This window comes from Cedecea selenatireducens (assembly GCF_042138895.1).
In the GTDB taxonomy this organism is placed as follows: domain Bacteria; phylum Pseudomonadota; class Gammaproteobacteria; order Enterobacterales; family Enterobacteriaceae; genus Cedecea; species Cedecea selenatireducens.
This window is the reverse complement of the sequence record NZ_JBHIKW010000017.1, coordinates 1-24,886: the sequence shown is the minus strand read 5'-3', so window position 1 is coordinate 24,886 and position 24,886 is coordinate 1. Positions and strand designations below refer to the sequence as shown.

The following is a 24,886-nucleotide window of genomic DNA, read 5'->3' as shown; positions in this document are numbered from 1 at the left end:
TCTCATTTTCATCAGCAAGGAGAGCGCTATGCTAACAATCCCTGGCCGCTGTTGGCTATGCCAGTTACCGCTTGCCTGCCCAGGCTGGGGAGTTTGCTCATGCTGCACCGCTTCGCTCGTTCAGCCACAGGCCTGCTGCCCACAGTGCGGTTTGCCGGCCCTGAGCGGGAGTTTGCCCTGCGGTCGCTGCCTGCAGCGAATGCCCGAGTGGGACGCAATAACCTACGTGACCGACTATCTGCCGCCGCTAAGCACAGTGATTCATCACCTGAAATTTACCGGTACGCCCTCGCTCGCCCCGGCTTTGGCACGCCTGCTGCTGCTGCGCATTTTAGCATCCAGGCGAAAGGGACGTATTCAACTGCCCGATAGCGTGCTGAGCGTGCCTTTACATCACGCCAGAGCGTGGCGGCGGGGCTACAACCAAAGCGCACTTATTGCTACCCCACTGGCTCGCTGGCTGGGTTGCAATTATTTCCCTTTTGCCATCAAACGCATACGTTCTTCACCGGCGCAGCACACGCTAACGGCCAAAGAGCGAAAGAGGAATTTGAAAGGCATCTTTAGGGTTGAAATCCCGGTGTCGGGTCGCCATATGGCTATTGTGGATGATGTCGTGACGACGGGTAGTACTGTTGCGGAGATAGCGCGATTGCTGAAAAAGCAGGGCGCGGCGACTGTCCAGGTATGGTGCCTGTGTCGAACCTTGTAGACCCTCGACGATGGGCGTATTATAACCGACTAAAATAGTCAACTATTGAGCAATCGTTATGATCCGTATTTCCGATGCTGCACAATCCCACTTTGCCAAACTGCTGGCAAATCAGGAAGAAGGGACGCAAATCCGCGTATTCGTAATCAATCCTGGCACCCCGAATGCGGAGTGTGGTGTGTCTTATTGTCCGCCGGATGCGGTTGAAGCGACCGACACGGCGCTGCCGTTTGAGCAGTTAACCGCCTATGTCGATGAGCTGAGCGCCCCTTACCTCGAAGACGCCGAAATCGACTTCGTTACCGATCAGCTCGGTTCTCAGCTGACGCTGAAAGCGCCTAACGCGAAAATGCGTAAAGTGTCTGACGATGCACCGCTGATGGAGCGCGTTGAGTACATGCTGCAGGCCACCGTTAACCCACAGCTGGCTGGCCACGGTGGCCGCGTCACGCTGATGGAAATTACCGACGAAGGCTATGCCATCCTGCAGTTTGGCGGCGGCTGTAACGGCTGTTCTATGGTCGACGTAACGCTGAAAGAAGGGATCGAGAAACAGCTTCTGGCTGAGTTCCCTGAGCTGAAAGGCGTTCGTGATCTGACCGAACACCAGCGCGGTGAGCACTCTTATTACTAATTAGATAAACCCCTCACCCCGGCCCTCTCCCCAAAGGGGAGAGGGAGGAAAGAGATCTCGTAGGTTTCACCATGCTGTTCCCTCTCCTTTCCAGGGAGAGGGTTAGGGTGAGGGTCGTCAAATTACGCTTTCTTACGCCGCTTATCCAAATCCTTCAGCAGCCTGTTCACTCGTTCATCGGCAAACATCGCCTCCAGCGAGCGGGTTAGCTTCCGACGCCAGTTTTTATACTGATCGCTGGTCCCTGGAATATTCACCGGCTCGGCCATATCAAGCCAGTCCTCCGGCTGCAGCCCCAGTAACGCGCTATGGCTGTCGGCGATGTAACGCTGCATGCCACGGTTGAGGGTGTCGGTCATCGTCATTAATGCTGCTTTATGCCCTGCCCGCTGCGGCAAGCAGCCGTACTTATGCAACCCCTCCAGCAAGCCCTGTTTAGCTCGCTCACGGTCTTCATACAGCCCCGCCAGCACCTCTTCATCCGGATAGAGACCCAGCGTTTTACCCAGCGTTAAATCTCCGCTGTTCCAGTAACCGCGAAGCGTTGGCAGGTCGTGCGTCGTGGCGACCGCCATCGACTGCCTCGGCCATGAAGCCGGCGCCTTAAACTGCTTCTCCCCGTCGTGCTCGAAGTACAGCACTTTGTAAGAGTAAACGCCGCTGTCGCGAAGCTTGCCGACGATTTCAACCGGCACCGTGCCAAGGTCTTCACCTATCACCATGCAGCGGTGACGCTGGCTCTCAAGCGCAAGAATAGACAGCAAATCGTCGACCGGATACTGGACGTAAGCGCCCTTATCCGCCGTTTCGCCGTAAGGGATCCACCACAGCCGCAGCATCGACATCACGTGGTCGATACGCAGCGCGCCGCAGTGGGTCATATTGGCGCGAAGCAGCTCGATAAAAGGCTGATAGGCTCGAGCGACCATGACATGGGGGTCCATTGGCGGCAGGCCCCAGTTTTGCCCCAGCGGGCCAAGAATATCCGGCGGGGCACCGACAGAAGCCTTCAGGCAGTAAAGTTCACGGTCGCACCAGGTTTCAGATCCGCCTTCCGCCACGCCCACCGCGAGATCGCGATAGAGGCCAATCGGCATCTCGTCATGCTGGCTGGCATCCCAGCACGCCTTAAACTGACGCCAGGCGAGATACTGCAACCAAAGCCAGAAGTTAACCTCATCGCGATGCACCTCGCAGAACTTTTTGACCTCCGGGCTGTGGGCATCACGATAGCCCTCAGGCCACACCGGCCAGCCCCAGCGGCCAACATCTTCGCTAACCTGACTGGCATGTAGCGCATCATAGGCGGCCTGGTAGAAAAGTCCTTCACCGCCTTCAGCGATGAAGCGGTCAAACTCGATAACCTGCTCATCATTGCTTTTACGCAGCGAGAATTGCTGCCACGCCAGACGCAGTGCCGCAATTTTAAGGGCCGTGACGGCGGAGTAATCCACCCATTCGGCATCTCTCGCGGCTTTTAGCCGTTGCTGGACGGCGGATTTTTTCCACCACGCCTGCGCCGCTTTACTGCTCTGAAAATCCTCTAACGCATTAACGTCGATGTAGATGATATTCAGCCAGCGGCGAGACGAGGGGCTGTACGGGCTGGCGCTTTCCGGGTTCGCAGGATAAAGCGAATGAATCGGGTTGAGGCCGATAAATGCCCCGCCACGCTTTGCCACATCCGCCAGCATCTGCTTCAGGTCACCAAAGTCGCCGATGCCCCAGTTCGCCTCAGAACGCAGCGTATACAGCTGCACGCACGCGCCCCACAGTTTTTTGCCCTGCAGCAAGGCAGCGGGCTCATAGCAGCGCGGCGGCGCGACGATAATGCGGCTAGCCCAGCTTTGCTTTTGCTGGGTCACCACCAGAGAGTGATATCCCTCCGGCAGCTTCGTCGGCAGCGATAATTTCTTACCGCCGGAGGCATGCCCGTGATGGACATATCCTTCTTCGGTAGTCAGCTGCCAGCTAAACTCCCCTTCGCCTTCCAGCGCCAGCTGCATCCGCTGTCCCGCGGTGAAAACCTGCACAACGGGCACCGGCGTGGGTACCTGCTTCGGCACAACGGTGCGGTTCATGGCCTCGAGCAGGCGCAGCTTTGTCTCGGCAGGAATATCCTGCGGTTTGCCATGGGCATTGATGTAGTTCGGGCTGATACCGGCCGCCAGCGCGGCGCTATCAAGACGTTTGCGTTCCATGGCACTCCCTTAGCGTTTTGCCTGCCAGATACGTTGCTGGTAATCGCGAATTGAGCGGTCGGAGCTGAACATGCCGCAGCGGGCGCTGTTCAGAATGGCCGCGCGCGTCCACGCCTCCTGGTCGAGATAAATCTTGTCGGCGAGCTTCTGCGCTTCGGCGTAGGCGGTAAAGTCCGCCATCAACAGATAAGGGTCGCCGCCCTCTTTGCCGATGCTGTGCAGCATCTGGTCAAAGGCGTGTTTGTCGCCCTCGCTGTATTTCCCCTGCTCCAGCTCTTTGAGGATCGCATCCAGCACTTTATCTTTTTTGCGCCATTTCACCGGGTCATAGCCTTTGGCTTTCAGGGCTTTAACCTGCTCGACGGTGTGGCCAAAAATAAAGATATTCTCTTCACCCACTTTCTCAGCGATTTCAACGTTGGCGCCGTCCAGCGTGCCCACCGTCAGCGCACCGTTCAGCGCCAGCTTCATGTTGCCCGTGCCGGAAGCTTCTTTGCCCGCGGTCGAAATCTGCTCGGAGATATCGGCCGCCGGGATCATGATTTCCGCCGCAGACACGCAGTAGTCCGGCAGGAAAACGACCTTCAGCTTGTCGCCCACCAGCGGATCGTTATTGATCGCCTCGGCCACCTTGTTGATCGCAAAGATAATATTTTTTGCCAGGTAATATCCCGGAGCTGCCTTCGCGCCAAACAGGTAAACGCGCGGCACGCGGTCTGCTTTCGGGTTTTCGCGGATCTCTTTGTACTGCGCCAGGATATGCAGCAGGTTGAGATGCTGGCGCTTGTACTCATGCAAACGCTTGATTTGCACATCGAACAACGCATCCGGGCTAATCACAATCCCGGTACGAGCCTTCACAAAGGCCGCCAGCTTCACCTTGTTCTGGTATTTGATTTCGCGCCAGGTCTGGCGGAATTTGGCGTTATCGGCGTGCTTCTCCAACCCTTCCAGCACGTCGAGATTGTTCGCCCACTCTTTCTTCAGCGTCTTGTCGAACAGCCCGGCAAGCGCCGGGTTGCACTGCTTGATCCAGCGGCGTGGCGTAATGCCGTTCGTGACGTTGTGGAATTTGTTCGGCCACAGCTGGTGGTATTCCGGGAACAGATCTTTGACCACCAGCTCAGAGTGCAGTGCGGCAACGCCGTTAACCGCAAAGCCCCCCACCACGCACAGGTTTGCCATACGCACCTGTTTGTTATGCACCACGGCGAGCTTCGCCCAAACGGCTTCATCACCCGGCCACGTTTTGTCGACCAGCACCTTAAAGCGCTTGTTGATTTCATTGATGATTTGCATATGACGCGGCAAGAGCGCCTTAACCAGCTTCTCGTCCCAGCACTCTAAGGCTTCCGGCATCAGGGTGTGGTTGGTGTAGGCGAAGGTGTGGCTGGTTATCGCCCAGGCGTCATCCCAGCTAAGCTGATGCTCGTCAATCAGCACGCGAAGCAGCTCCGGGATTGCGATAGTTGGGTGAGTATCGTTGAGCTGGATAACTTCGTAATCCGGCAGCTCGGCGAGCTTGCGGCCCGCCAGATGATGACGGCGCAGTATGTCCGCCACCGAGCAGGCACACTGGAAATATTGCTGCATCAGGCGTAGCTTTTTGCCGTTCAGGTGGTTGTCGTTCGGGTAAAGCACCTTGGTCAGCTTCTCGGCGTCAATGCCCTGCTGTTCGGCCTTAAGGAATTCACCGTCGTTAAATTTCGTCAGATCGAACGGATGAGCATGTTTTGCCTGCCACAGGCGCAGCGGCTGCGCCACGCCGTTGCGGTAGCCCAGCACCGGTAAATCCCACGCTTCGCCCTGGAAAATAAAGGCCGGTTCCCAGCGCTGATTTTTCCCGCTTTTAACCACTTTACCGCCGACCCCAACCTGCACGTCCAGCGCGCCGTTGTGGCGGAACCAGGGGTAGCTGCCGCGCTGCCAGTCATCCGGGGCTTCCATCTGCTTGCCGTCCTTAAAGGACTGGCGGAACAGGCCGTACTGATAATTCAGGCCATAGCCAATAGCCGACTGCCCGACCGTAGCCATCGAGTCCAGGAAGCAGGCCGCCAGGCGCCCTAACCCGCCGTTTCCTAAAGCCGGATCCGTCTCTTCTTCCAGCAAATCCGTGAGGTTAATCTGGTAACCCTTCAGCACGTCGCTCACCTCGGAGAACCAGCCGAGGTTAAGCAGGTTATTCCCGGTCAGGCGGCCAATCAGAAACTCCATCGAGATGTAGTTAACATGACGCTGTTTATTCTCAGGTTTTGCTACCGGCTGAGCCGCTAATAGCTCTGCCAGCGCGCCGCTAACCGCGTGCCACCACTGATGCTGGGTCATTTCACTGGCATCATTAAGGCCGTAACGCTGCCACTGGCGCGTCAGAGCGGACTGGAACTGTTCTTTACTGAAGATCGGCTGTGACATAGGAAATCGGTCCTGTAATGTTCGAAAATCATTACCCGTTAGTGTGCCGGGCAGCCTGGGTGACTTCCTCATCCCGGCGCGGATTAGGCGGGGAGGAGTTGCGAGGATGAGCGAAAAATGTGATCTCTGCCACTCTGTGCGGCGATGTAACAGGTTTCAGTCTTGCCGGCGCAAGGAGTGAGCAATCGTCTTCATGAAAAAAATGGAACTGTGACAGGGTGCAACTTACCGAGCACGGAAAGTTCAACAACCTTGCAATAAGCGACATTCTGGCCGACCTTATCCGTAAGCATTAATTACGAAGCGTAAAAAAAATCGCATCCTTGAACTTTTCCCTCCATGATTCCTTCTGCAACGCGGTAATTCCGCCCTGCGGCGCGGATGATGCCGGGGAAATTTATACACAGTGAAGTGATCAACTATGTTAATCCCATCCAAATTAAGTCGCCCTGTTCGGCTGGAAAACACTGTGGTTCGCGATCGCCTGTTGGTGAAGCTTTCGACCGCCGCCAACTACCGCTTAGCGCTGATCGCCAGCCCTGCCGGTTATGGTAAAACGACGCTGGTCTCACAGTGGGCGGCCGGGCGAAAAGAGCTGGGCTGGTACTCGCTCGACGAAGGCGATAACCAGCAGGAGCGCTTTGCCAGCTACCTGATTGCCGCCGTGCAGCACGCTACCGGCGGGCACTGTATAAGTAGCGAAATCATGGCGCAAAAACGGCAATATGCCAGCCTGTCCTCGCTTTTTTCCCAACTTTTCATCGAGCTGGCGGGATGGGATAAACCGCTGTATCTGGTGATTGATGATTACCACCTGATTGCCAACCCGGTGATTCATGAAGCGATGCGCTTTTTCATTCGCCACCAGCCGGAAAACCTGACGCTGGTGATCCTGTCGCGCAACCTGCCGCAGCTTGGTATCGCCAACCTCCGCGTTCGCGACCAACTGCTGGAAATCGGCAGCCAGCAGCTCGCCTTCACGCATCAGGAAACCAAACAATTCTTTGATAACCGCCTGGCTACGCCTATCGAGCAAGCGGACAGCAGCCGCCTTTGTGATGACGTTGCCGGCTGGGTCACCGCCCTGCAGCTGATTGCCCTGTCCGCTCGCCAGAGCAATACGCCGGCCCAGCATTCCGCACGCCGGCTGTCGGGGATTAACGCCAGCCATCTTTCAGACTATCTGGTGGATGAGGTGCTGAATAACGTTGATGCCGACACCCGCAACTTCCTGTTAAAAAGCTCTATTCTGCGCTCGATGAATGACGCGCTGATAGTCCAGGTGACCGGCGAAGAAAATGGTCAGATGCGCCTCGAAGAGACCGAGCGCCAGGGCCTGTTCCTGCAGCGCATGGACGACTCCGGCGAATGGTTCTGTTTCCACCCGCTGTTTGGCAGCTTCCTGCGCCAGCGCTGCCAGTGGGAGCTGGCCGCAGAGCTGCCGGATATTCACCGCGCCGCGGCCAAAAGCTGGATGGAACAAGGATTCCCCAGCGAGGCGATTCACCACGCGCTGGCGGCGGGCGATGCCAATATGCTGCGCGATATTCTGCTGGGCCACGCATGGGCGCTGTTTAACCATAGCGAACTGACGCTGCTGGAAGAGTCGCTCAAGGCGCTGCCGTGGGAAAGCCTGCTGGAAAACCCCAAACTTGTGCTGCTGCAGGCCTGGCTGATGCAAAGTCAGCACCGCTACAGCGAAGTAAACACCCTGCTGGCGAGAGCCGAGCAGGAAATGAATTTGGTTATCGACGACACGCTGCACGGCGAATTCAACGCCCTGCGGGCCCAGGTCGCCATCAACGCGGGTGACCCGGCAGAAGCCGAACGTCTGGCAATGGTGGCGCTGGAAATGCTGCCGCTGGCCAATTTTTACAGCCGCATAGTCGCCACCTCGGTTCACGGCGAGGTGCTGCACTGCAAGGGCGATCTCACTAAATCGCTCTCCGTTATGCAGCAAACAGAGCAGATGGCACGCCGCCACGATGTCTGGCATTACGCTTTATGGAGCCTGATTCAGCAAAGCGAGATTCTGCTGGCTCAGGGGTTCCTGCAGGCCGCCTGGGAAACGCAGGAAAAAGCTTTTGTGCTGATCCGCGAACAGCACCTCGAACAGCTACCGCTGCATGAGTTCCTGCAGCGCATCCGCGCTCAACTGCTCTGGGCATGGGCACGGCTGGATGAAGCCGAAGCGGCAGCACGCAGCGGAATGGAGGTGCTTTCCAGCTTCCAGCCACAGCAACAGCTGCAGTGCCTAGCGCTGCTGGTGCAGTGTTCTCTGGCACGTGGTGACCTGGATAATGCCCGGAATCACCTTAACCGCCTTGAAAATTTGCTTGGGAACGGTCCCTGGCACAGCGACTGGGTCTCTAACGCCGATAAGGTGCGGGTGATTTACTGGCAAATGACCGGGGATAAGAAGTCGGCGGCCAACTGGCTGCGCCTGACGCCAAAGCCTGAATTTGCCAATAACCACTTCCTGCAAAGCCAGTGGCGTAACATCGCCCGTGTGCAAATCCTGCTGGGCGAGTACGAGCCGGCAGAAATGGTGCTGGAAGAGCTAAACGAAAACGCCCGCAGCCTGCGCCTGATGAGCGACCTCAACCGCAACCTGCTGCTGCTAAACCAGCTTTACTGGCAGTCAGGGCGTAAAAGTGACGCTCAGCGTGTGCTGCTGGAAGCGCTGTCGCTGGCAAACCGCACGGGGTTCATCAGCCACTTCGTGATTGAAGGGGAAGCCATGGCGCAGCAGCTGCGCCAGCTCATTCAGCTCAACACGCTGCCGGAGCTGGACCAGCATCGCGCTCAGCGCATCCTGCGCGAGATAAACCAGCATCATCGCCACAAGTTTGCTCACTTTGACGAAAGCTTTGTGAACCGCTTGCTTAACCACCCGGAAGTACCGGAGCTTATCCGCACCAGCCCGCTGACGCAGCGAGAGTGGCAGGTACTGGGGCTGATTTACTCAGGCTACAGCAACGAGCAGATCGCCGGGGAGCTGGACGTCGCGGCAACGACCATTAAAACGCATATCCGAAATCTGTATCAGAAGCTCGGCGTGGCGCATCGTCAGGACGCGGTACAGCATGCGCAGAAATTGCTGAAGATGATGGGGTATGGGGTTTAGCTGGAAAGATTCTGGAGACGGGTTCTAACCCTCACCCCGCCCTCTCACTTTTAGGGAGAGGATTCGGGTGAGGGGAAAGCCCAAAACAATATTACCGGTTCAAAGCTATTTAAGACGCCAGCGACAATCCCGCTTTAGCCGCCTGCTTTACCAGCCACTGCGACACCCGAGTCTGCTGCTCTTCATTCAGCCACATACCCAGCTTGGTACGGCGCCAGAGCGCGTCTTCCGCGCATTTTACCCACTCGTGCTCGACCAGGTAGCGCAGCTCGGCTTCGTAAAACTCATGGCCAAACTCTTCGCCCAAATCACTCAGGCTTTTGGCATCGCCCAGCACCAGATCGCTGTTGCTGCCGTAGGTACGCGCCAGGCGGCGGGCAAGGCTTTCGGTCAGGAAACCGTAACGACGGCGTAGTTTTGCCGCGTAGTCATCGCGATCGCCGCCGATATCACCGCCGGGCAGACGGCTCTCTTTAGTCCAGGCCGGGCCGATATTCGGGTAGTAACGCTCAAGCTTATCCAGCGCGTGCTCGGCCAGCTTACGGTAGGTGGTCAGCTTGCCGCCGAAGACCGACAGCAGCGGAGCCTGGCCGTTTTCGTCATGGATATCCAGGGTGTAATCGCGGGTTACGGCCTGCGGAGAATCCGACTCGTCGTCACACAGCGGGCGCACGCCAGAATAGGTCCAGACGATATCGTCTTTGGTTAGCGTCTTTTTGAAGTGAGCGTTGTAAACGTTCAGCAGATAGCTCACTTCTTTATCGTCAATTTGCACCGCTTTCGGGTCGCCGTGGTACTCCACGTCCGTGGTGCCGATGATGGAGAACTCATCCATCCACGGGATTACAAACACGATTCGTTTGTCTTCGTTTTGCAGGATGTAGGCCTGCTTCTGGGTATGCACGCGTGGCACCACAATGTGGCTGCCTTTGATCAGGCGGATACCGTAAGGCGACGGCAACTGCAGGCCTTCGTCAAAGAAGGTTTTCACCCACGGACCGGTAGCGTTTACCAGGCCTTTCGCACGCCAGGTGAAGGTTTCGCCGGTATCAATGTCCTGCGCTTCAACCACCCACATGCCGTTTTCACGAGTCGCTTTAATAGCGCGGGTACGGGTTTTCACCTCACCGCCTTTGCGGGTCACCATCTGGGCATTGGCCAGCACCAGGCGAGCGTCATCCACCCAGCAGTCGGAATATTCGAAACCGCGCACGATTTCAGGCTTCAGCACGGAGTCTGCGCCAAAACGCAGGCTGGCAGAAGCCGGGAGGCTGGTGCGTTTGCCCAGATGGTCGTACATAAACAGGCCGGTACGGATCATCCACGCCGGGCGAAGATGCGGGCGGTGCGGCAAACGAAAGCGCATCGGGAAGGCAATATGCGGTGCCATTTTCAGCAGCACTTCACGCTCGGCCAGGGCTTCACTAACCAGTCGAAACTCGTAATGTTCCAGATAGCGCAGGCCGCCGTGAATCAGCTTGGAGCTGGCGGAGGAAGTGGCACAGGCCAGATCCTGTCCCTCCAGCATTAACACGGATAACCCGCGGCCAGCGGCATCCGCCGCAATACCGGCGCCGTTGATTCCACCGCCAATAACAATCAGATCTTTGGTTTCCATGTTGCCCTCACGCACTTTCGTTAAAGCTCAAAAATGTTCGATATCGCTCATAATAGCAAGTGTTCGTCCGCTTTGGTAACGAAATAAAAACATTTCTACGTGATATGGATAACATATTGGCGTTAATATCAGCGCCAGCGGGGCGCTATGCCTTAACATGCCCCTTGTTTCCTTTCTTTCTCGACGAGTAAAACCATGGATCAATTTGAATGTATTGGTGTGGAAGAAGCACACCAGAAACTCCAGCAGCAGCAGGCGGTATTAGTGGACATCCGCGATCCGCAGAGCTTTGCCATGGGACACACGCCGGGGGCTTACCACCTCACCAACGACACGCTGGTGAATTTTATGCAGCAAACCGACTTCGACACGCCGGTGATGGTGATGTGCTACCACGGCAACAGCAGCAAAGGCGCCGCTCAATATCTGCTGCAGCAGGGCTATGACCAGGTCTATAGCATCGACGGTGGCTTTGACGCCTGGCACCGTCACTTCCCGGCCGAAGTCGCTCACGGCGCGTAAAGTTCAGCCGTTTTCGCTCCCTGCGGGTATACTGCTTGTCCTAATAAAAGCTTTACCCTGGATAATTTGAGTCGTAGGAAGGCGGCAAGTGAGCTCACGCTCAGGAGCTTACATAAAGTAAGTGACTGAGGTGACAAATCTGCCGGGAGCAGATTTGAACGCTGCCAGCAGCGGCCCTGAAAGGGTGAGGCTCATGGATGAGCCGAATAGCTGAGTGAAGACGGTGCCCCTACGGCTCGAAGTATGACGGGTAAATAGACGAAGTTGGTTAAACTTTCATGATCATGATTACCTCTTTCGCCAACCCGCGCGTTGCGCAGGCTTTTGTCGATTACATGGCAACTCAGGGCGTTATTCTTACTATTCAGCAGCATACTCAAAGCGATGTCTGGCTGGCGGATGAAAGCCAGGTGCAGATTGTGCGCGCAGAGCTGGAAAGGTTTGTCGCAAATCCTGGCGACCCGCGCTATCAGGCCGCCAGCTGGAGCACCGGCCACAGCGGCGTAAGCTTCAGCTATAAACGCTATCCGTTCTTCGCCACCATCAAAGAGCGTGCCGGGCCGCTAACCCTCCTCGTTATCGGCCTGTGTATCGCGCTTTTTGTGCTGCTGAATATCGTAGGCTTCGGCCCGGTGATTTCCGTACTTGGCTGGCCGCTCGTGCCCGAGCAGCGCTTTGAGTTCTGGCGCTATTTCACGCATGGACTACTGCATTTCTCCTTGATGCATATCCTCTTTAACCTACTATGGTGGTGGTATTTAGGCGGTGCGCTGGAAAAACGCCTCGGCACCGGCAAGCTGCTGACGCTGACGCTTATCTCCACCCTGCTGAGCGGCTTTATGCAGGCGAAATTTACCGGCCCGCTTTTTGGCGGCCTGTCGGGAACGGTGTTTGCGCTGATGGGCTATGTCTGGCTGCGCGGAGAGCGGGATCCCGACAGCGGGCTACAGATGCAGCGTGGCCTGCTGGCCTTTGCTGTCATCTGGCTGGTTATTGAGGTCTTTACTCAGTCAGCCGTTATTCCAGCCCACCTGACCGGCATGCTGGTCGGGCTGGCGATGGCGCTGGTAGATACCCTGAATGCGCGAAAACGAACATAAAAATGCTGGAGTAGCTAGTGAAGCAGACACAACGTCATGACGCGATTATTGAGCTGGTTAAGCAGCAGGGATACGTCAGTACCGAAGAGTTGGTGGAACAGTTTGCCGTCAGCCCGCAAACCATCCGCCGTGATTTAAACGACCTGGCCGACCAGAATATGATTCTGCGTCATCACGGTGGCGCCGCTCTGCCGTCCAGCTCGGTCAACACTCCGTGGCACGACCGAAAGGCAACACAGACCGCCGAGAAAGAGCGCATTGCGCAGAAGGTGGCCAGCCAGATCCCGAACGGCGCCACGCTGTTTATCGACATCGGCACCACGCCGGAAGCGGTGGCGCATGCGCTGCTTAACCACAGCAATCTGCGCATCGTGACCAACAACCTCAACGTGGCTAACACGCTGATGGTGAAAGAAGACTTCCGTATTATTCTGGCCGGGGGCGAACTGCGCAGCCGCGATGGCGGTATCATCGGCGAGGCCACGCTGGACTTTATTTCCCAGTTCCGCCTCGACTTCGGCATTCTCGGCATCAGCGGCATCGACAGCGACGGCTCACTGCTGGAGTTTGACTACCACGAGGTTCGCACCAAGCGCGCGATTATCGAAAACTCCCGCAGCGTGCTGTTAGTAGTAGATCACTCGAAGTTTGGCCGTAATGCGATGGTGAATCTGGGCAGTATTAGCCTGGTGGATACCGTATATACGGACGTGATGCCTCCTGCGGGGGTGATGCAGGTGATTAAAGAGAATAACGTGCAGCTGGAGCTGTGCTGAGGTTTGTACGCTCAGTGAGGAAGCTTTACGTTCAAATCTTCCCCTCACCCCGGCCCTCTCCCCAAAGGGGCGAGGGAGAAAAAAAGCTATGGGAAACATTGTTTATCCCCTCTCCCACGCGGGGAGAGGGTTAGGGTGAGGGGGAAACCTACAATCTCACCGGCTTAATATGCCAAATCTCATCGGCGTACTCCTGAATCGTCCTGTCGGACGAGAAATACCCCATATTGGCAATATTGTGCATGGCGTGAATCGTCCACTCCTCCGGCTGCTGATAAAGCTCATCAACCCGATCCTGGCAATCCACATAGCTACGATAATCCGCCAGCACCTGATAGTGGTCACCAAAGTTAATCAGAGAATCCACTAAATCCCGATAACGCCCCGGCTCTCCGGCACTGAACGCGCCGGTTGCGATTTGGGTCAGCACCTGACGCAGCTCTTCATCCTTCTCGTAATACTCTCGAGGGTTATAGCCCTTGCGGCGCAGGTCCTCGACCTCTTCCGCCGTATTACCGAAGATGAAGATATTGTCCTTACCGACGTGATCGAGCATTTCAACGTTCGCACCGTCCAGCGTGCCGATAGTCAGCGCCCCGTTCAGAGCAAACTTCATGTTGCTGGTGCCGGAGGCCTCGGTACCCGCCAGCGAGATTTGCTCAGAGAGATCCGCCGCTGGAATAATCAGCTGGGCAAGGCTGACGCTGTAGTTGGGGATAAACACCACTTTCAGCTTATCTTTCACCTGCGGATCGTTGTTAATGACCTCCGCGACGTCGTTGATAAGATGAATGATGTGCTTCGCCATGTAGTAGGCAGACGCCGCTTTGCCCGCAAAAATGTTCACGCGCGGCACCCATTCAGCCTCCGGATTGGCCTTGATGCGGTTATAGCGGGTTATTACGTGCAGCACGTTCATTAGCTGGCGCTTGTACTCGTGAATACGTTTGATCTGCACGTCGAACAGCGCATCCGGGCTAACCACCACGTTGAGCTGCTGCCCGATATACGTCGCCAGCCGTTTTTTGTTGCTGAGCTTGGCCTTGCGCACCGCCTGATGCACCGTCGGGTAATCAATGTGCTGCTTCAGGTCGTTCAGCTGGCTCAGGTCCGTACGCCACGTCTGGCCGATGTTCTCGTCCAGCACTTCGGACAGCGCAGGGTTGGCGAGCGCCAGCCAGCGGCGAGGCGTCACGCCGTTCGTTTTGTTGCTAAAGCGCATCGGGAAGATGCTGGCGAAGTCGGCAAACAGCGACTGCACCATCAGATTGGAGTGCAGCTCGGAAACGCCGTTCACCTTATGGCTGACCACCACCGCAAGCCAGGCCATGCGCACGCGCCTGCCGTTGGACTCATCGATGATAGACGCTCTGCCCAGCAGCCCGGTGTCGTTCGGGTACTGCTCCTGCAGCGTCTTCATGAAGTAGTCGTTAATCTCAAAGATTATCTGCAAATGGCGCGGCAGGATCTTGCCGAGCATGTCTACAGGCCAGGTTTCCAGCGCCTCGCTCATCAGCGTGTGGTTGGTGTATGAGAACACCTGGCAGGTGACCTCAAACGCCTCTTCCCACTCAAACTTATGCTCGTCAATCAGCAGCCGCATCAGCTCCGGAATCGACAGCACCGGGTGCGTGTCGTTCAGGTGAATCGCCGTTTTCTCTGCCAGATTGGCGTAGGTTTTATGCAGCTGATAGTGGCGGCTAAGGATGTCCTGCATGGTTGATGAAACCAGGAAGTATTCCTGACGCAGACGCAGCTCGCGCCCCGAATAGGTTGAGTCATCTGGATAAAGCACGCGGGACACGTTCTCGGAATGGTTTTTGTCCTCCACCGCCGCGAAGTAATCGCCCTGATTAAACTTACCGAGATTGATCTCGCTACTCGCCTGGGCGTTCCACAGCCTTAGTGTGTTAGTCGCGTCGGTGTCATAGCCCGGGATAATCTGGTCATAGGCCACCGCAAGAATCTCTTCGGTCTCGACCCAGCGGGCTTTTTTCCCCTCCTGCTGAATTCGTCCGCCAAAACGCACCTTATAGCGCGTGTTATGGCGCTTAAACTCCCATGGGTTACCGTATTCGAGCCAGTAGTCCGGCGACTCTTTCTGACGGCCATCAACAATGTTCTGCTTAAACATGCCGTAATCGTAGCGAATGCCGTAGCCGCGCCCCGGCAGCCCCAGGGTCGCCAGCGAATCGAGGAAACAGGCGGCGAGACGGCCAAGACCGCCGTTGCCAAGGCCGGGGTCGTTCTCCTCGTCAATCAACTCTTCCAGATCAAGTCCCATCTCTTCGAGGGCGTTTTTCACATCTTCATAAATACCGAGAGAAAGCAGCGCGTTCGACAGCGTGCGCCCGATAAGAAACTCCATCGACAGATAGTAAACCTGGCGAACTTCCTGCGAGAGCTGGGCACGGTTGGAACGCAGCCAGCGTTCAACCAGCCTGTCTCGCACGGCAAATAGCGTGGCGTTAAGCCATTCGTGTTTATTGGCGATGGCAGGGTCTTTCCCCACCGTAAACATCAGCTTATAGGCAATCGAGTGTTTCAGCGCCTCGACGCTTAGCGTGGGTGATGCATAGGAAAAGGGTGCATTCATATCAGTGATTCCTGGTGTATGGGTAATTACAACAAGCGTTGATAAAGGTCGCGGTATGACTGCGCCGCTACCTGCCAGCTAAAATCCATATTCATCGCCTGCCGCTGCACAAAACGCCACAGTGACGGACGGGACCACAGCACGAAAGCACGCCGGATCGCGCGGAGCAGCGACCAGGCATTACTGTCTTCAAACACAAAACCGGTTGCCACACCGTCCGCCAGGTTCTCCAGCGAAGTATCCGACACGGTGTCGGCCAGGCCACCGGTTCGCCGCACCAGCGGCAAGGTGCCATACTTCAGGCCGTAGAGCTGGGTTAAGCCGCAGGGCTCAAAGCGGCTCGGGACTAAAATCACATCGGCACCGCCCATGATGCGGTGGGAAAATGCCTCGTGATAGCCAATCTGGACGCCGACCTGGCCGGGATGCTCGGCGGCCGCCGCCAGGAATCCTTCCTGCAGCACAGAGTCCCCAGCCCCCAGCAGCGCCAGCTGGCCGCCCTGCTCCAGTAATCCGGGCAGCGCCTCAAGCACCAGGTCCAGCCCTTTTTGGCTGGTTAACCGGCTGACCACGGCGAACAGCGGGACTTTGTCATTCACCTTCAGCCCCATCGCCACCTGCAGCTGACGTTTGTTTTCAGCTTTCTCTTCCAGCGAGTCGCGGGTGTAGCGCGAGGCCAGCAGCAGGTCGCTTTCCGGATTCCAAATCTTGCCGTCGACGCCGTTTAAAATGCCAGACAGCTTCCCTTCACGCTGGCGCTGGCGCAGAAGCCCTTCCATGCCGTAGGCAAAGTGCGGATCGGTTATCTCACGCGCATAGGTAGGGCTGACGGCGGTAATATGATCGGCGTAAAAAAGTCCGGCCTTCAGGTACGAAATCTGGCCGTGGAACTCCAGCCCGTTCATGTCGTAGAACCACCACGGCAGATCGATTTCACTTAAGTGATGTGCATAGAACATGCCCTGATAGGCAAGGTTATGCACGGTAAACACCGACTTCGCAGGGCGCCCGCGCGCCGCCAGATAGGCCGGTGCCAGCCCGGCATGCCAGTCATGGGCATGCACGATATCGGGGTGCCAGAAGGGGTCCAGCCCACAGGCCATTTCCGCGCCGACCCAGCCAAGCAGCGCAAAGCGCAGCACGTTGTCCTGATAAGCAAACTGATTGGTGTCGTGGTACGGGCTTCCGGGGCGCTCATAGAGATGGGGCGCATCAATCAGGTAAACGCCAACGCCGTTATAGTGGCCGTAGAGCAGGCGCATGTCGCCCGCGAACGTCTGTCGATGGGCAACTACCTGAATATCTTCGATTCCCCGCCGAACGTCGGGAAAAGCGGGCAGCAGGACGCGCGTATCAACGCCGCCGGCAATCTGCGCCGCCGGCAAAGCGCCCAGCACATCCGCAAGGCCGCCTGTCTTCAGTAGAGGAAACATCTCGGAACAGACATGTAAGACCTGCATTATCGCTCCCATTTGGAAAGTCGCGGCGCCGGTCTGGATCATCAGGCAGCGCCAAACGATAAAATAACCGCGCACGGCATGGCCGTGCGCAGGCCAATCTTCTTCGCGCTAGCCCTGCAGCTTCGCCAGCATCTCGCGCGTGACCAGTACAATGCCCTCTTCAGAGCGGTAAAAACGGCGAGCGTCCTCTTCTGCATTTTCGCCTACCACCATCCCTTCCGGGATCATGCAAGCGCGGTCGATGATGCAGCGACGCAGTCGACAGGAGCGTCCGACGATGACGTCGGGCAGCAGAACGGACGAGTCGATATTGCAAAAAGAGTTGATGCGCACGCGCGGAAACAGCACCGACTGCACGACCACCGAGCCAGAGATGATGCAGCCGCCGGACACCAGCGAGTTCAGCGTCATGCCGTGGCTGCCGGAGCGATCCTGGACGAACTTGGCGGGCGGCAGCGGCTCCATATGGGTACGGATCGGCCAGGCCTGGTCATACATATCCAGCTCGGGCATCACCGAAGCCAGATCGAGGTTCGCTTTCCAGTAGGCTTCCAGCGTTCCGACGTCGCGCCAGTAGGGCTCGGCGTTAGGATCGGACTGCACGCAGGAGAGCGGGAACGGGTGGGCGTAAGCTTCGCCCGCCAGGGTGATTTTCGGAATGATATCTTTGCCAAAGTCATGGCTGGAGTTTTCATCCCGATCGTCTTCTTCCAGCAGCCTGAACAAGTAATCGGCGTCAAAGATGTAGATCCCCATGCTTGCCAGAGACCTGCTGCTGTCGTTTGGCATGGTTGGCGGGTTTTCCGGCTTCTCCACGAAAGCGATAATTTTTTCGTCAACGTCCACCGCCATAACGCCAAACGCCGAAGCTTCATGCACCGGCACCGGCATACAGGCGACGGTACAGCGCGCGCCTTTCTCAACGTGGTCGATAAGCATGCGCGAGTAGTCCTGCTTGTAGATGTGGTCCCCGGCGAGGATCACCACGTACTCGGCGTTATAGCGGCGGATAATATCGAGGTTCTGGGTCACGGCATCGGCCGTTCCGCGATACCAGTTTTCACCGTGTACGCGCTGCTGGGCGGGCAGCAAATCAACAAACTCGTTCATCTCTTCGCTAAAGAAAGACCAGCCGCGCTGGATATGCTGCACCAGGGTGTGTGATTGATACTGAGTAATCACCCCAATGCGGCGAATGCCGGAGTTGATGCAGTTGGATAGCGCAAAATCAATAATGCGGAACTTGCCGCCAAAGTGGACCGCAGGCTTGGCGCGCGTCGACGTGAGATCCTTCAGTCGAGTCCCGCGGCCACCCGCCAGAATTAACGCAACGGATTTGATGGGCAGCTGGCGGGCCAGCATCAGCGGATCGTTTTTCTCAAACCTGACCATAACGAACTCCTTTTTCATGACTTGTGGAACACGCAGACTCCGTGCGCGGGACCATGCCATACAACCATCACGACCGGGTTGTCCTCTCCGGCAAACGGAGGAACGGCGTGCCATTCCCCCTCAGGTAGAACGATGTCCGCAACTTCTTCGGTCGCGTTAATAGCGATAAGCCAGCGATCGGACAGCTGGATTTGCAGGCGGTGGACCCCGTTTTGCCACTCATCGGCGCTCAGGGGCTGCGCCTCTTTATTCAGCCAGCGAACGTTGTCGTCGCCCTCTTCCCACCAGCGGTTGGCGGTCAGCGCCGGGATAGCCTGCCGCAGGTGAAGGAGCGCCGCCGTAAAGGTGGTTAACCCGTCGTTTCCCTGCTCCCAGTCAAGCCAGGTCAGCACGTTGTCCTGGCAGTAGGCGTTATTGTTGCCGTGCTGGCTATGCCCGTGCTCATCCCCGGCCAGCAGCATCGGCGTTCCCTGCGAGAGCAGCAGCGTGGTCAGCAGCGCATGCACGCTGTCCCGACGCCGTTCCTTGGTAATCAGGTTGGCTTCAAGCCCTTCAAAACCATAGTTATTACTAAAGTTGCTGTTGGTGCCGTCGCGATTATCTTCGCCGTTGGCTTCGTTATGTTTCTGGTTAAAACTTACGCAATCCCGCAGCGTAAAACCATCATGAGCGGTAATTAAATTAATGCTGGTGGAGGGTAACCTTTCGCCATGGCGATAAACGTCGCTCGAGCCGGCAAAGCGGCAGGCGAACCCGCCCAAAGAGAGATCCTGCTGGAGCCAGAAGCGACGCATCCCGTCCCTGAAATGATCGTTCCATTCGGCGAACAGCGGTGGGAAATTGCCGACCTGGTAACCCCCCTGACCGATATCCCAGGGCTCGGCGATAAGCTTCACCTGCGACAGGTGAGGATCGTTTTTGATCGCCTCAAACAGCGGCGCATCCTGCCGAAATTCCGGCGTGCGCCCCATCACCGAGGCCAGATCAAAACGGAAACCGTCCACGTGGAAGCTGTCTACCCAGTAACGCAGACAGTCCGTCATCTGGGCCACCACGCCCGGCGTGCTGAGGTTCAGGGTATTTCCGCAGCCGGTCCAGTTCTGGTAATCGCCGTTGTCCATTAACCAATAATAGCTACGGTTGTCGATTCCGCTCAGCGACAGGGTTGGGCCGTCCTTGTCCAGCTCCGCGCTGTGGTTCAGGACAATGTCGAGGATCACTTCAATCCCGGCCTTGTGCAGCGCTTTGATGGCGCCTCTTAGCTCGTTGGCCGCGTTGTGGGGGTTCTGGTCTATCGCGTAGTAACTTTCAACGGCATAGAAAGCGCGAGGGTTGTAGCCCCAGTAGTTACTCAGCCCCAACTGCGAAATGCGGGGCTCGGTAACGAAGTGCGCCACGGGCAGCAGCTCAAGCGCCGTGATCCCCAGCCGTTTGAAGTAATCAGTCATCACCGGGTGCCCCAGCGCCGCATAAGTCCCGCGCTGCTCTTCCGGGATGCCGGGATGAAGCAGCGTCAGCCCGCGAACGTGGGCTTCATAGATAACCGTGTTGCCCCACGGCGTTCGAAGCGGCCGATCGTCTTCCCAGTCAAATTTTTCCCTGACCACCACGCACTTGGCCATGTGCGGGGCACTGTCCTCGAGGTTGGGTTCATCATAGCCGCAGTGAAAATGCGGATGATCTTCGGCCCCGCCCACCACCACGCGAGCGCAGGGATCGAGCAGCAGCTTCGCAGGATTAAAGCGATGGCCATTTTCAGGCTCCCACGGCCCGTGAACCCGGTAGCCGTAGAGCAGCCCCGGTTTACCTTCCGGCAGATAGCCATGCCAGATGTCTCCCGAGCGCGAGGGCATGTCGTAGCGCTTTTCGTGTCCGTGTTCATCAAACAGGCACAGCTCGACCTTTTCGGCATGCACCGAATAAAGGGTGAAGTTAACGCCCTTGCCGTCGTAATACGCCCCAAAGGGAGCCGGGCTACCTTGCGTCAGCTGCGTCATGCATCGCCCTCCCGGATCAGCCAGAGGGTAGACAGCGGCGGCAACGTGATAGAGAGCGAATGATCGCGACCGTGGCTTGGCACCGCCTCGCTGCGCACCGTGCCGCTGTTGCCGGCGTTACTGCCGTGATAATGCATCGAGTCGGTATTCAGCTCTTCACGCCAGCGCCCCGGCTGGTTGATGCCGAAGCGGTAATGGTAGCGAGGTATCGGCGTAAAGTTGCTGGCAACGATGACCTCGTTGCCCTCGGCGTCACGGCGCACGAAAATAAAGACCGAATTCGCCTTGTCCTCCACCACCAGCCATTCAAAGCCGTAGTCGTCAAAATCCATTTGATGCAGCGCCGCGTGTCGCCGGTAGGTATGGTTCAGATCGCGTACAAGGCGCTGCACGCCGTGGTGCCAGTTATCCCCGCCCTGCAGGAGATGCCAGTCAAGGCTGCTGTCGTGGTTCCATTCGCGCCCCTGGGCAAACTCGTTGCCCATAAACAGCAGCTTTTTGCCCGGAAATGCCCACATCCAGCCGTAGTAAGCGCGCAGGTTAGCGAACCTCTGCCAGGCATCTCCCGGCATGCGGTCGAGAATCGATTTTTTGCCGTGCACGACTTCATCGTGCGAAAGCGGCAGGACAAAGTTTTCGGTGCCGTTGTACAGCATCCCGAAGGTCATTTTGTCGTGGTGATACTGGCGGTAAACCGGGTCCAGCTTCATGTAGTCGAGCGTGTCGTGCATCCAGCCCAGGTTCCACTTAAACCAGAACCCCAGCCCTCCCATGCTCGGCGGGCGAGAGACGCCGGCAAAATCGGTGGACTCTTCCGCCATCGTCACCGCGCCCGGCGTTTGCTCCCCGATGATGCGGTTGGTATTGCGCAGAAATTCAATCGCTTCCAGATTTTCGCGGCCGCCGTACTCGTTCGGAACCCACTCGCCTTTTTCCCGGCTGTAGTCGCGGTAAATCATCGAGGCGACGGCATCCACGCGCAGGCCGTCAATGCCAAAACGTTCAATCCAGTAGAGCGCGTTGCCCACCAGATAGTTACAGACTTCACGGCGGCCATAGTTGTAAATCAGCGTGTTCCAGTCCTGGTGATAGCCCTCACGCGGGTCGCCATGTTCATACAACGAGGTGCCGTCGAACTTAGCCAGCCCCGCGTCATCCGTCGGGAAATGGCCCGGCACCCAGTCCAGCAAAACATTAAGCCCGGCTTCGTGGGCCGTTTGCAGGAAGTAGAGGAAGTCGTCGCGCGTGCCAAAACGGCGCGTCGGGGCGTAAAGCCCTTGCGGCTGATAGCCCCAGCTGCCGTCAAACGGATGCTCGTTGACCGGCAGCAGTTCGAGATGGGTGAATCCCATTTCTTTGACGTAGGGGATCAGCTGCTCCGCCAGCTCGCGGTAGCTGAGCCAGAAGTTATTGTCGGTATGGCGACGCCAGGAGCCGAGATGAACCTCATAGATTGAGATGGGCTGGTCAAAGCCGTTGGCTTTCTGCCGCTCGGGGCTGAGCGTGGTTTTCTCCGGCAGGCCGCAGATAAGAGAAGCCGTTTCGGGGCGCATCTGCGCTTCAAAAGCGTACGGGTCGGCCTTAATACGCAGGTGCCCATCGGCATCCAGCAGCTCGAATTTATACAGCTGTCCGTTGTGCGCGCCGGGGATAAACAGCTCCCAAATGCCGCTTTCTTTGCGCAGCCGCATCGGGTGGCGGCGGCCGTCCCAGTAGTTAAACTGACCCACGACGGAGACTCTTCGGGCGTTCGGTGCCCAAATAGAGAAGCGCGTTCCGGTCACGCCGTCCATCGTGTCAGCATGCGCACCCAGCGTTTCATAGGGGCGTAGATGCGTGCCTTCGGAAAGCAGCCAGCTGTCCAGCTCCTGAATCAGCGGGCCAAAACGATAGGGATCGTCAATCAGGTTTTCCTGACCGTGCCAGACAACGGCAAGCTGGTAGCGAAAGGCATTTTTACGGCGAGGAATCAGCCCACAAAAGAAACCCCGGGAATCGAGGCACTCGAGCTGGCCAACTTTTCGCCCGGTTTTTGGTTCGATAACCCAGACTTCAGTGGCGTCAGGCAGCAGCGCACGGACTTCAAGCCCGGCGTCCGTTTGGTGCATCCCCAGCAGGGAAAACGGATCGGCAAAATGACCCGCAATTAGCGCATTGATCACGTCTCTTTCCGGCAGAACAGACATGGCATTTTCCTTTTTTATGTGTCACCAACAACCTGCGCTACGCCGCCGCGCGGGTACGACACTTATCATTGACCTGACGAACGGCGCTTAACTCCTGTCAGCCGGTTCGCCCAATACTCGCCAAAACGCAGACGCGTGATGACTTAAGCATAGCCAACGCTTTCCTGGCTCCTCGTGAAATAAATTAATGACTTTCGTTGTACCTTAAATTGCAGGCAAAAAAAGAGAGGCCATAAGGCCCCTCAGTTAAATAAGTGTAATTATGCGAGCGACCGCAGCATTCTGCGCAGCGGCTCGGCGGCGCCCCACAGCAGCTGGTCACCGACGGTGAACGCAGAGAGGTACTCCGGCCCCATGTTCAGCTTACGCAGGCGGCCAACGGGCGTTGACAGCGTGCCGGTTACCGCAGCAGGCGTCAGCTCACGCATGGTAATCTCACGATCGTTTGGCACCACTTTCGCCCACGGATTGTGCGCGGCCAGCAGCTCTTCCACGGTTGGGATAGAAACGTCTTTCTTCAGCTTGATGGTAAACGCCTGGCTGTGGCAGCGCAGCGCGCCTACGCGCACGCACAGGCCGTCAACCGGGATAGCGGTTGAAGTCGCAAGAATTTTGTTGGTCTCTGCCTGGCCTTTCCACTCTTCACGGCTCTGGCCGTTGTCGAGCTGCTTGTCGATCCACGGAATCAGACTGCCGGCCAGCGGCACGCCGAAGTTATCCACCGGCAGCTTACCGCTGCGGCCAAGCTCGGTGACCTTACGTTCGATATCCAGAATCGCGGAAGCCGGGTTCGCCAGCTCGGTAGAGACTTCGCCATAAAGCTGGCCCATTTGGTTCAGCAGTTCACGCATATGACGCGCGCCGCCGCCGGACGCAGCCTGGTAAGTCGCCACGGAAACCCAGTCAACGAGGTCGTGGGCAAACAGGCCGCCGAGGGACATCAGCATTAAGCTTACGGTGCAGTTGCCGCCAACGAAGGTTTTGACGCCTTTGTTCAGGCCTTCCTGAATGACGTGCTGGTTGACCGGGTCGAGGATAATAATCGCGTCATCTTTCATGCGTAGAGAAGAAGCTGCGTCAATCCAGTAACCTTGCCAGCCGCTTTCACGGAGCTTTGGATAGATTTCGTTGGTATAATCGCCGCCCTGGCAGGTCACTATGATATCCAGCGCCTTCAGCGCTTCCAGATCAAATGCGTCCTGCAGTGTACCGCCGGTGGTGCCGGCAAACGTAGGGGCTGCCTGCCCAAGCTGGGAAGTGGAGAAGAAAACCGGACGAATGGCGTCAAAATCGCGCTCTTCCACCATGCGTTGCATGAGCACAGAGCCGACCATACCGCGCCAGCCAATAAAACCAACATTTTTCATAGCGACTTAATCCTGCAGAGATGATTGCGTGTGTAAGCGCTGGCAGTGAGCCAGAACATCACTCCACCTTACAAAATGCAGCCAAAGTCGCAAGTGAAATTAATCAATGATATCCGCCGTGTCAGAAACAAAGCTTATTAATAGAAACTACTTGCCAGATTTTGGGGAAAACAGATGACTGAAATCATATCCGCCGCGGTGCTCCTGATCCTGATTATGGACCCGCTGGGCAACTTGCCAATCTTTATGTCGGTGCTGAAACACACGGAGCCAAAGCGTCGCCGGGCCATTATGATCCGCGAACTGCTTATTGCTCTGCTGCTGATGCTTATCTTCCTGTTTGCCGGGGAAAAAATTCTTGGTTTCCTGAATTTGCGGGCTGAAACCGTGTCGATTTCAGGCGGCATTATTCTGTTCCTTATCGCCATTAAGATGATTTTCCCAGGCCAGGAAGGTAGTTCTTCCGGTTTACCCGCCGGGGAAGAGCCGTTTATCGTGCCGCTGGCGATCCCGCTGGTTGCCGGCCCTTCACTGCTCGCCACGCTGATGCTGCTGTCTCACCAGTACCCAAACCAAATGAGCCATTTAGTCGCCGCGCTGATGCTGGCCTGGGGCGGTACCGTCGCCATTCTGCTGCAATCTTCCCTGTTCCTGCGCCTGTTGGGTGAGAAAGGGGTTAACGCCCTTGAGCGCCTGATGGGGCTGGTGCTGGTGATGATTTCCACCCAGATGTTCCTGGATGGGATCAGAACGTGGATGCGTGGGTAAGACCAACCCTCACCCTAA

At 57.0% G+C, this 24,886-nt stretch carries 16 protein-coding genes; 7 read left to right on the top strand and 9 right to left on the bottom strand.

Annotated features, from left to right (window positions below):
* The first annotated feature begins 28 nt into the window (after window positions 1-28).
* Together gntX and nfuA are read left to right on the top strand one after the other, a co-directional pair.
* Window positions 29-712 carry a DNA utilization protein GntX gene (gene gntX / locus ACE38U_RS20165; protein WP_375530426.1) on the top strand — a complete coding sequence of 228 codons (684 nt, stop codon included), beginning with the start codon at window positions 29-31 and terminating at the stop codon, window positions 710-712.
* A gap of 58 nt (window positions 713-770) precedes the next feature.
* Window positions 771-1,346 (top strand): Fe-S biogenesis protein NfuA, encoded by a 576-nt coding sequence (gene nfuA / locus ACE38U_RS20160; protein WP_008457887.1) that lies wholly within the window; start codon window positions 771-773, stop codon window positions 1,344-1,346.
* Between the two features lie 122 nt (window positions 1,347-1,468).
* Here the strand turns inward: nfuA and malQ are convergent, their stop codons facing one another.
* Window positions 1,469-3,547, bottom strand: coding sequence for a 4-alpha-glucanotransferase (malQ, locus tag ACE38U_RS20155; protein ID WP_375530425.1), 2,079 nt, complete (start codon window positions 3,545-3,547; stop codon window positions 1,469-1,471).
* Between the two features lie 9 nt (window positions 3,548-3,556).
* Window positions 3,557-5,959, bottom strand: coding sequence for a maltodextrin phosphorylase (gene malP / locus ACE38U_RS20150; protein WP_375530424.1), 2,403 nt, complete (start codon window positions 5,957-5,959; stop codon window positions 3,557-3,559).
* A gap of 421 nt (window positions 5,960-6,380) precedes the next feature.
* On the opposite strand from malP, the gene malT reads away from it, so the two are divergent.
* Complete coding sequence (gene malT / locus ACE38U_RS20145) at window positions 6,381-9,086, top strand: HTH-type transcriptional regulator MalT (RefSeq protein ID WP_375530423.1); 2,706 nt, start codon at window positions 6,381-6,383, stop codon at window positions 9,084-9,086.
* Window positions 9,087-9,195: 109 nt separating this feature from the next.
* Here the strand turns inward: malT and glpD are convergent, their stop codons facing one another.
* Window positions 9,196-10,704 carry a glycerol-3-phosphate dehydrogenase gene (gene glpD, locus ACE38U_RS20140; protein ID WP_375530422.1) on the bottom strand — a complete coding sequence of 503 codons (1,509 nt, stop codon included), beginning with the start codon at window positions 10,702-10,704 and terminating at the stop codon, window positions 9,196-9,198.
* Window positions 10,705-10,899: 195 nt separating this feature from the next.
* On the opposite strand from glpD, the gene glpE reads away from it, so the two are divergent.
* The 3 genes from glpE (at window position 10,900) to ACE38U_RS20125 (ending at window position 13,102) form a co-directional block, all read left to right on the top strand.
* Entirely contained in the window at window positions 10,900-11,226 is a 327-nt protein-coding gene (gene glpE, locus ACE38U_RS20135; protein ID WP_008457894.1) for a thiosulfate sulfurtransferase GlpE, read from the top strand.
* Between the two features lie 278 nt (window positions 11,227-11,504).
* A complete protein-coding gene (gene glpG / locus ACE38U_RS20130) occupies window positions 11,505-12,326 on the top strand; it encodes a rhomboid family intramembrane serine protease GlpG (RefSeq protein ID WP_375530421.1) in 822 nt (273 codons plus the stop codon).
* A 17-nt stretch (window positions 12,327-12,343) separates the two neighbouring features.
* The gene (locus tag ACE38U_RS20125) at window positions 12,344-13,102 is read left to right on the top strand and encodes a DeoR/GlpR family transcriptional regulator (RefSeq protein ID WP_038477997.1); all 759 of its coding nucleotides are present in this window, start codon (window positions 12,344-12,346) and stop codon (window positions 13,100-13,102) included.
* Window positions 13,103-13,250: 148 nt separating this feature from the next.
* Here the strand turns inward: ACE38U_RS20125 and glgP are convergent, their stop codons facing one another.
* The 6 genes from glgP to asd all read right to left on the bottom strand — a co-directional run bounded on the left by glgP (window position 13,251) and on the right by asd (window position 24,100).
* Window positions 13,251-15,698 (bottom strand): glycogen phosphorylase, encoded by a 2,448-nt coding sequence (glgP, locus tag ACE38U_RS20120; RefSeq protein WP_375530420.1) that lies wholly within the window; start codon window positions 15,696-15,698, stop codon window positions 13,251-13,253.
* 26 nt (window positions 15,699-15,724) lie between these two features.
* Window positions 15,725-17,158: a glycogen synthase GlgA gene (glgA, locus tag ACE38U_RS20115; RefSeq protein ID WP_038477991.1), complete on the bottom strand. Its 1,434-nt coding sequence runs from the start codon at window positions 17,156-17,158 to the stop codon at window positions 15,725-15,727.
* A 108-nt stretch (window positions 17,159-17,266) separates the two neighbouring features.
* Complete coding sequence (glgC, locus tag ACE38U_RS20110; RefSeq protein WP_038477988.1) at window positions 17,267-18,550, bottom strand: glucose-1-phosphate adenylyltransferase; 1,284 nt, start codon at window positions 18,548-18,550, stop codon at window positions 17,267-17,269.
* Window positions 18,551-18,564: 14 nt separating this feature from the next.
* Entirely contained in the window at window positions 18,565-20,547 is a 1,983-nt protein-coding gene (gene glgX / locus ACE38U_RS20105) for a glycogen debranching protein GlgX (protein ID WP_375530419.1), read from the bottom strand.
* On the bottom strand, window positions 20,544-22,733 hold the full coding sequence (glgB, locus tag ACE38U_RS20100) for a 1,4-alpha-glucan branching enzyme (protein WP_038477985.1): 2,190 nt from the start codon (window positions 22,731-22,733) through the stop codon (window positions 20,544-20,546). Before glgB ends, glgX begins: the two co-directional genes overlap by 4 nt.
* Window positions 22,734-22,993: 260 nt before the next feature.
* Window positions 22,994-24,100: an aspartate-semialdehyde dehydrogenase gene (gene asd / locus ACE38U_RS20095; protein WP_038477982.1), complete on the bottom strand. Its 1,107-nt coding sequence runs from the start codon at window positions 24,098-24,100 to the stop codon at window positions 22,994-22,996.
* Between the two features lie 174 nt (window positions 24,101-24,274).
* Here asd and ACE38U_RS20090 point away from each other — a divergent pair, with 174 nt between their 5' ends.
* Window positions 24,275-24,868 carry a YhgN family NAAT transporter gene (locus ACE38U_RS20090; RefSeq protein WP_176981985.1) on the top strand — a complete coding sequence of 198 codons (594 nt, stop codon included), beginning with the start codon at window positions 24,275-24,277 and terminating at the stop codon, window positions 24,866-24,868.
* Window positions 24,869-24,886 lie beyond the last annotated feature (18 nt).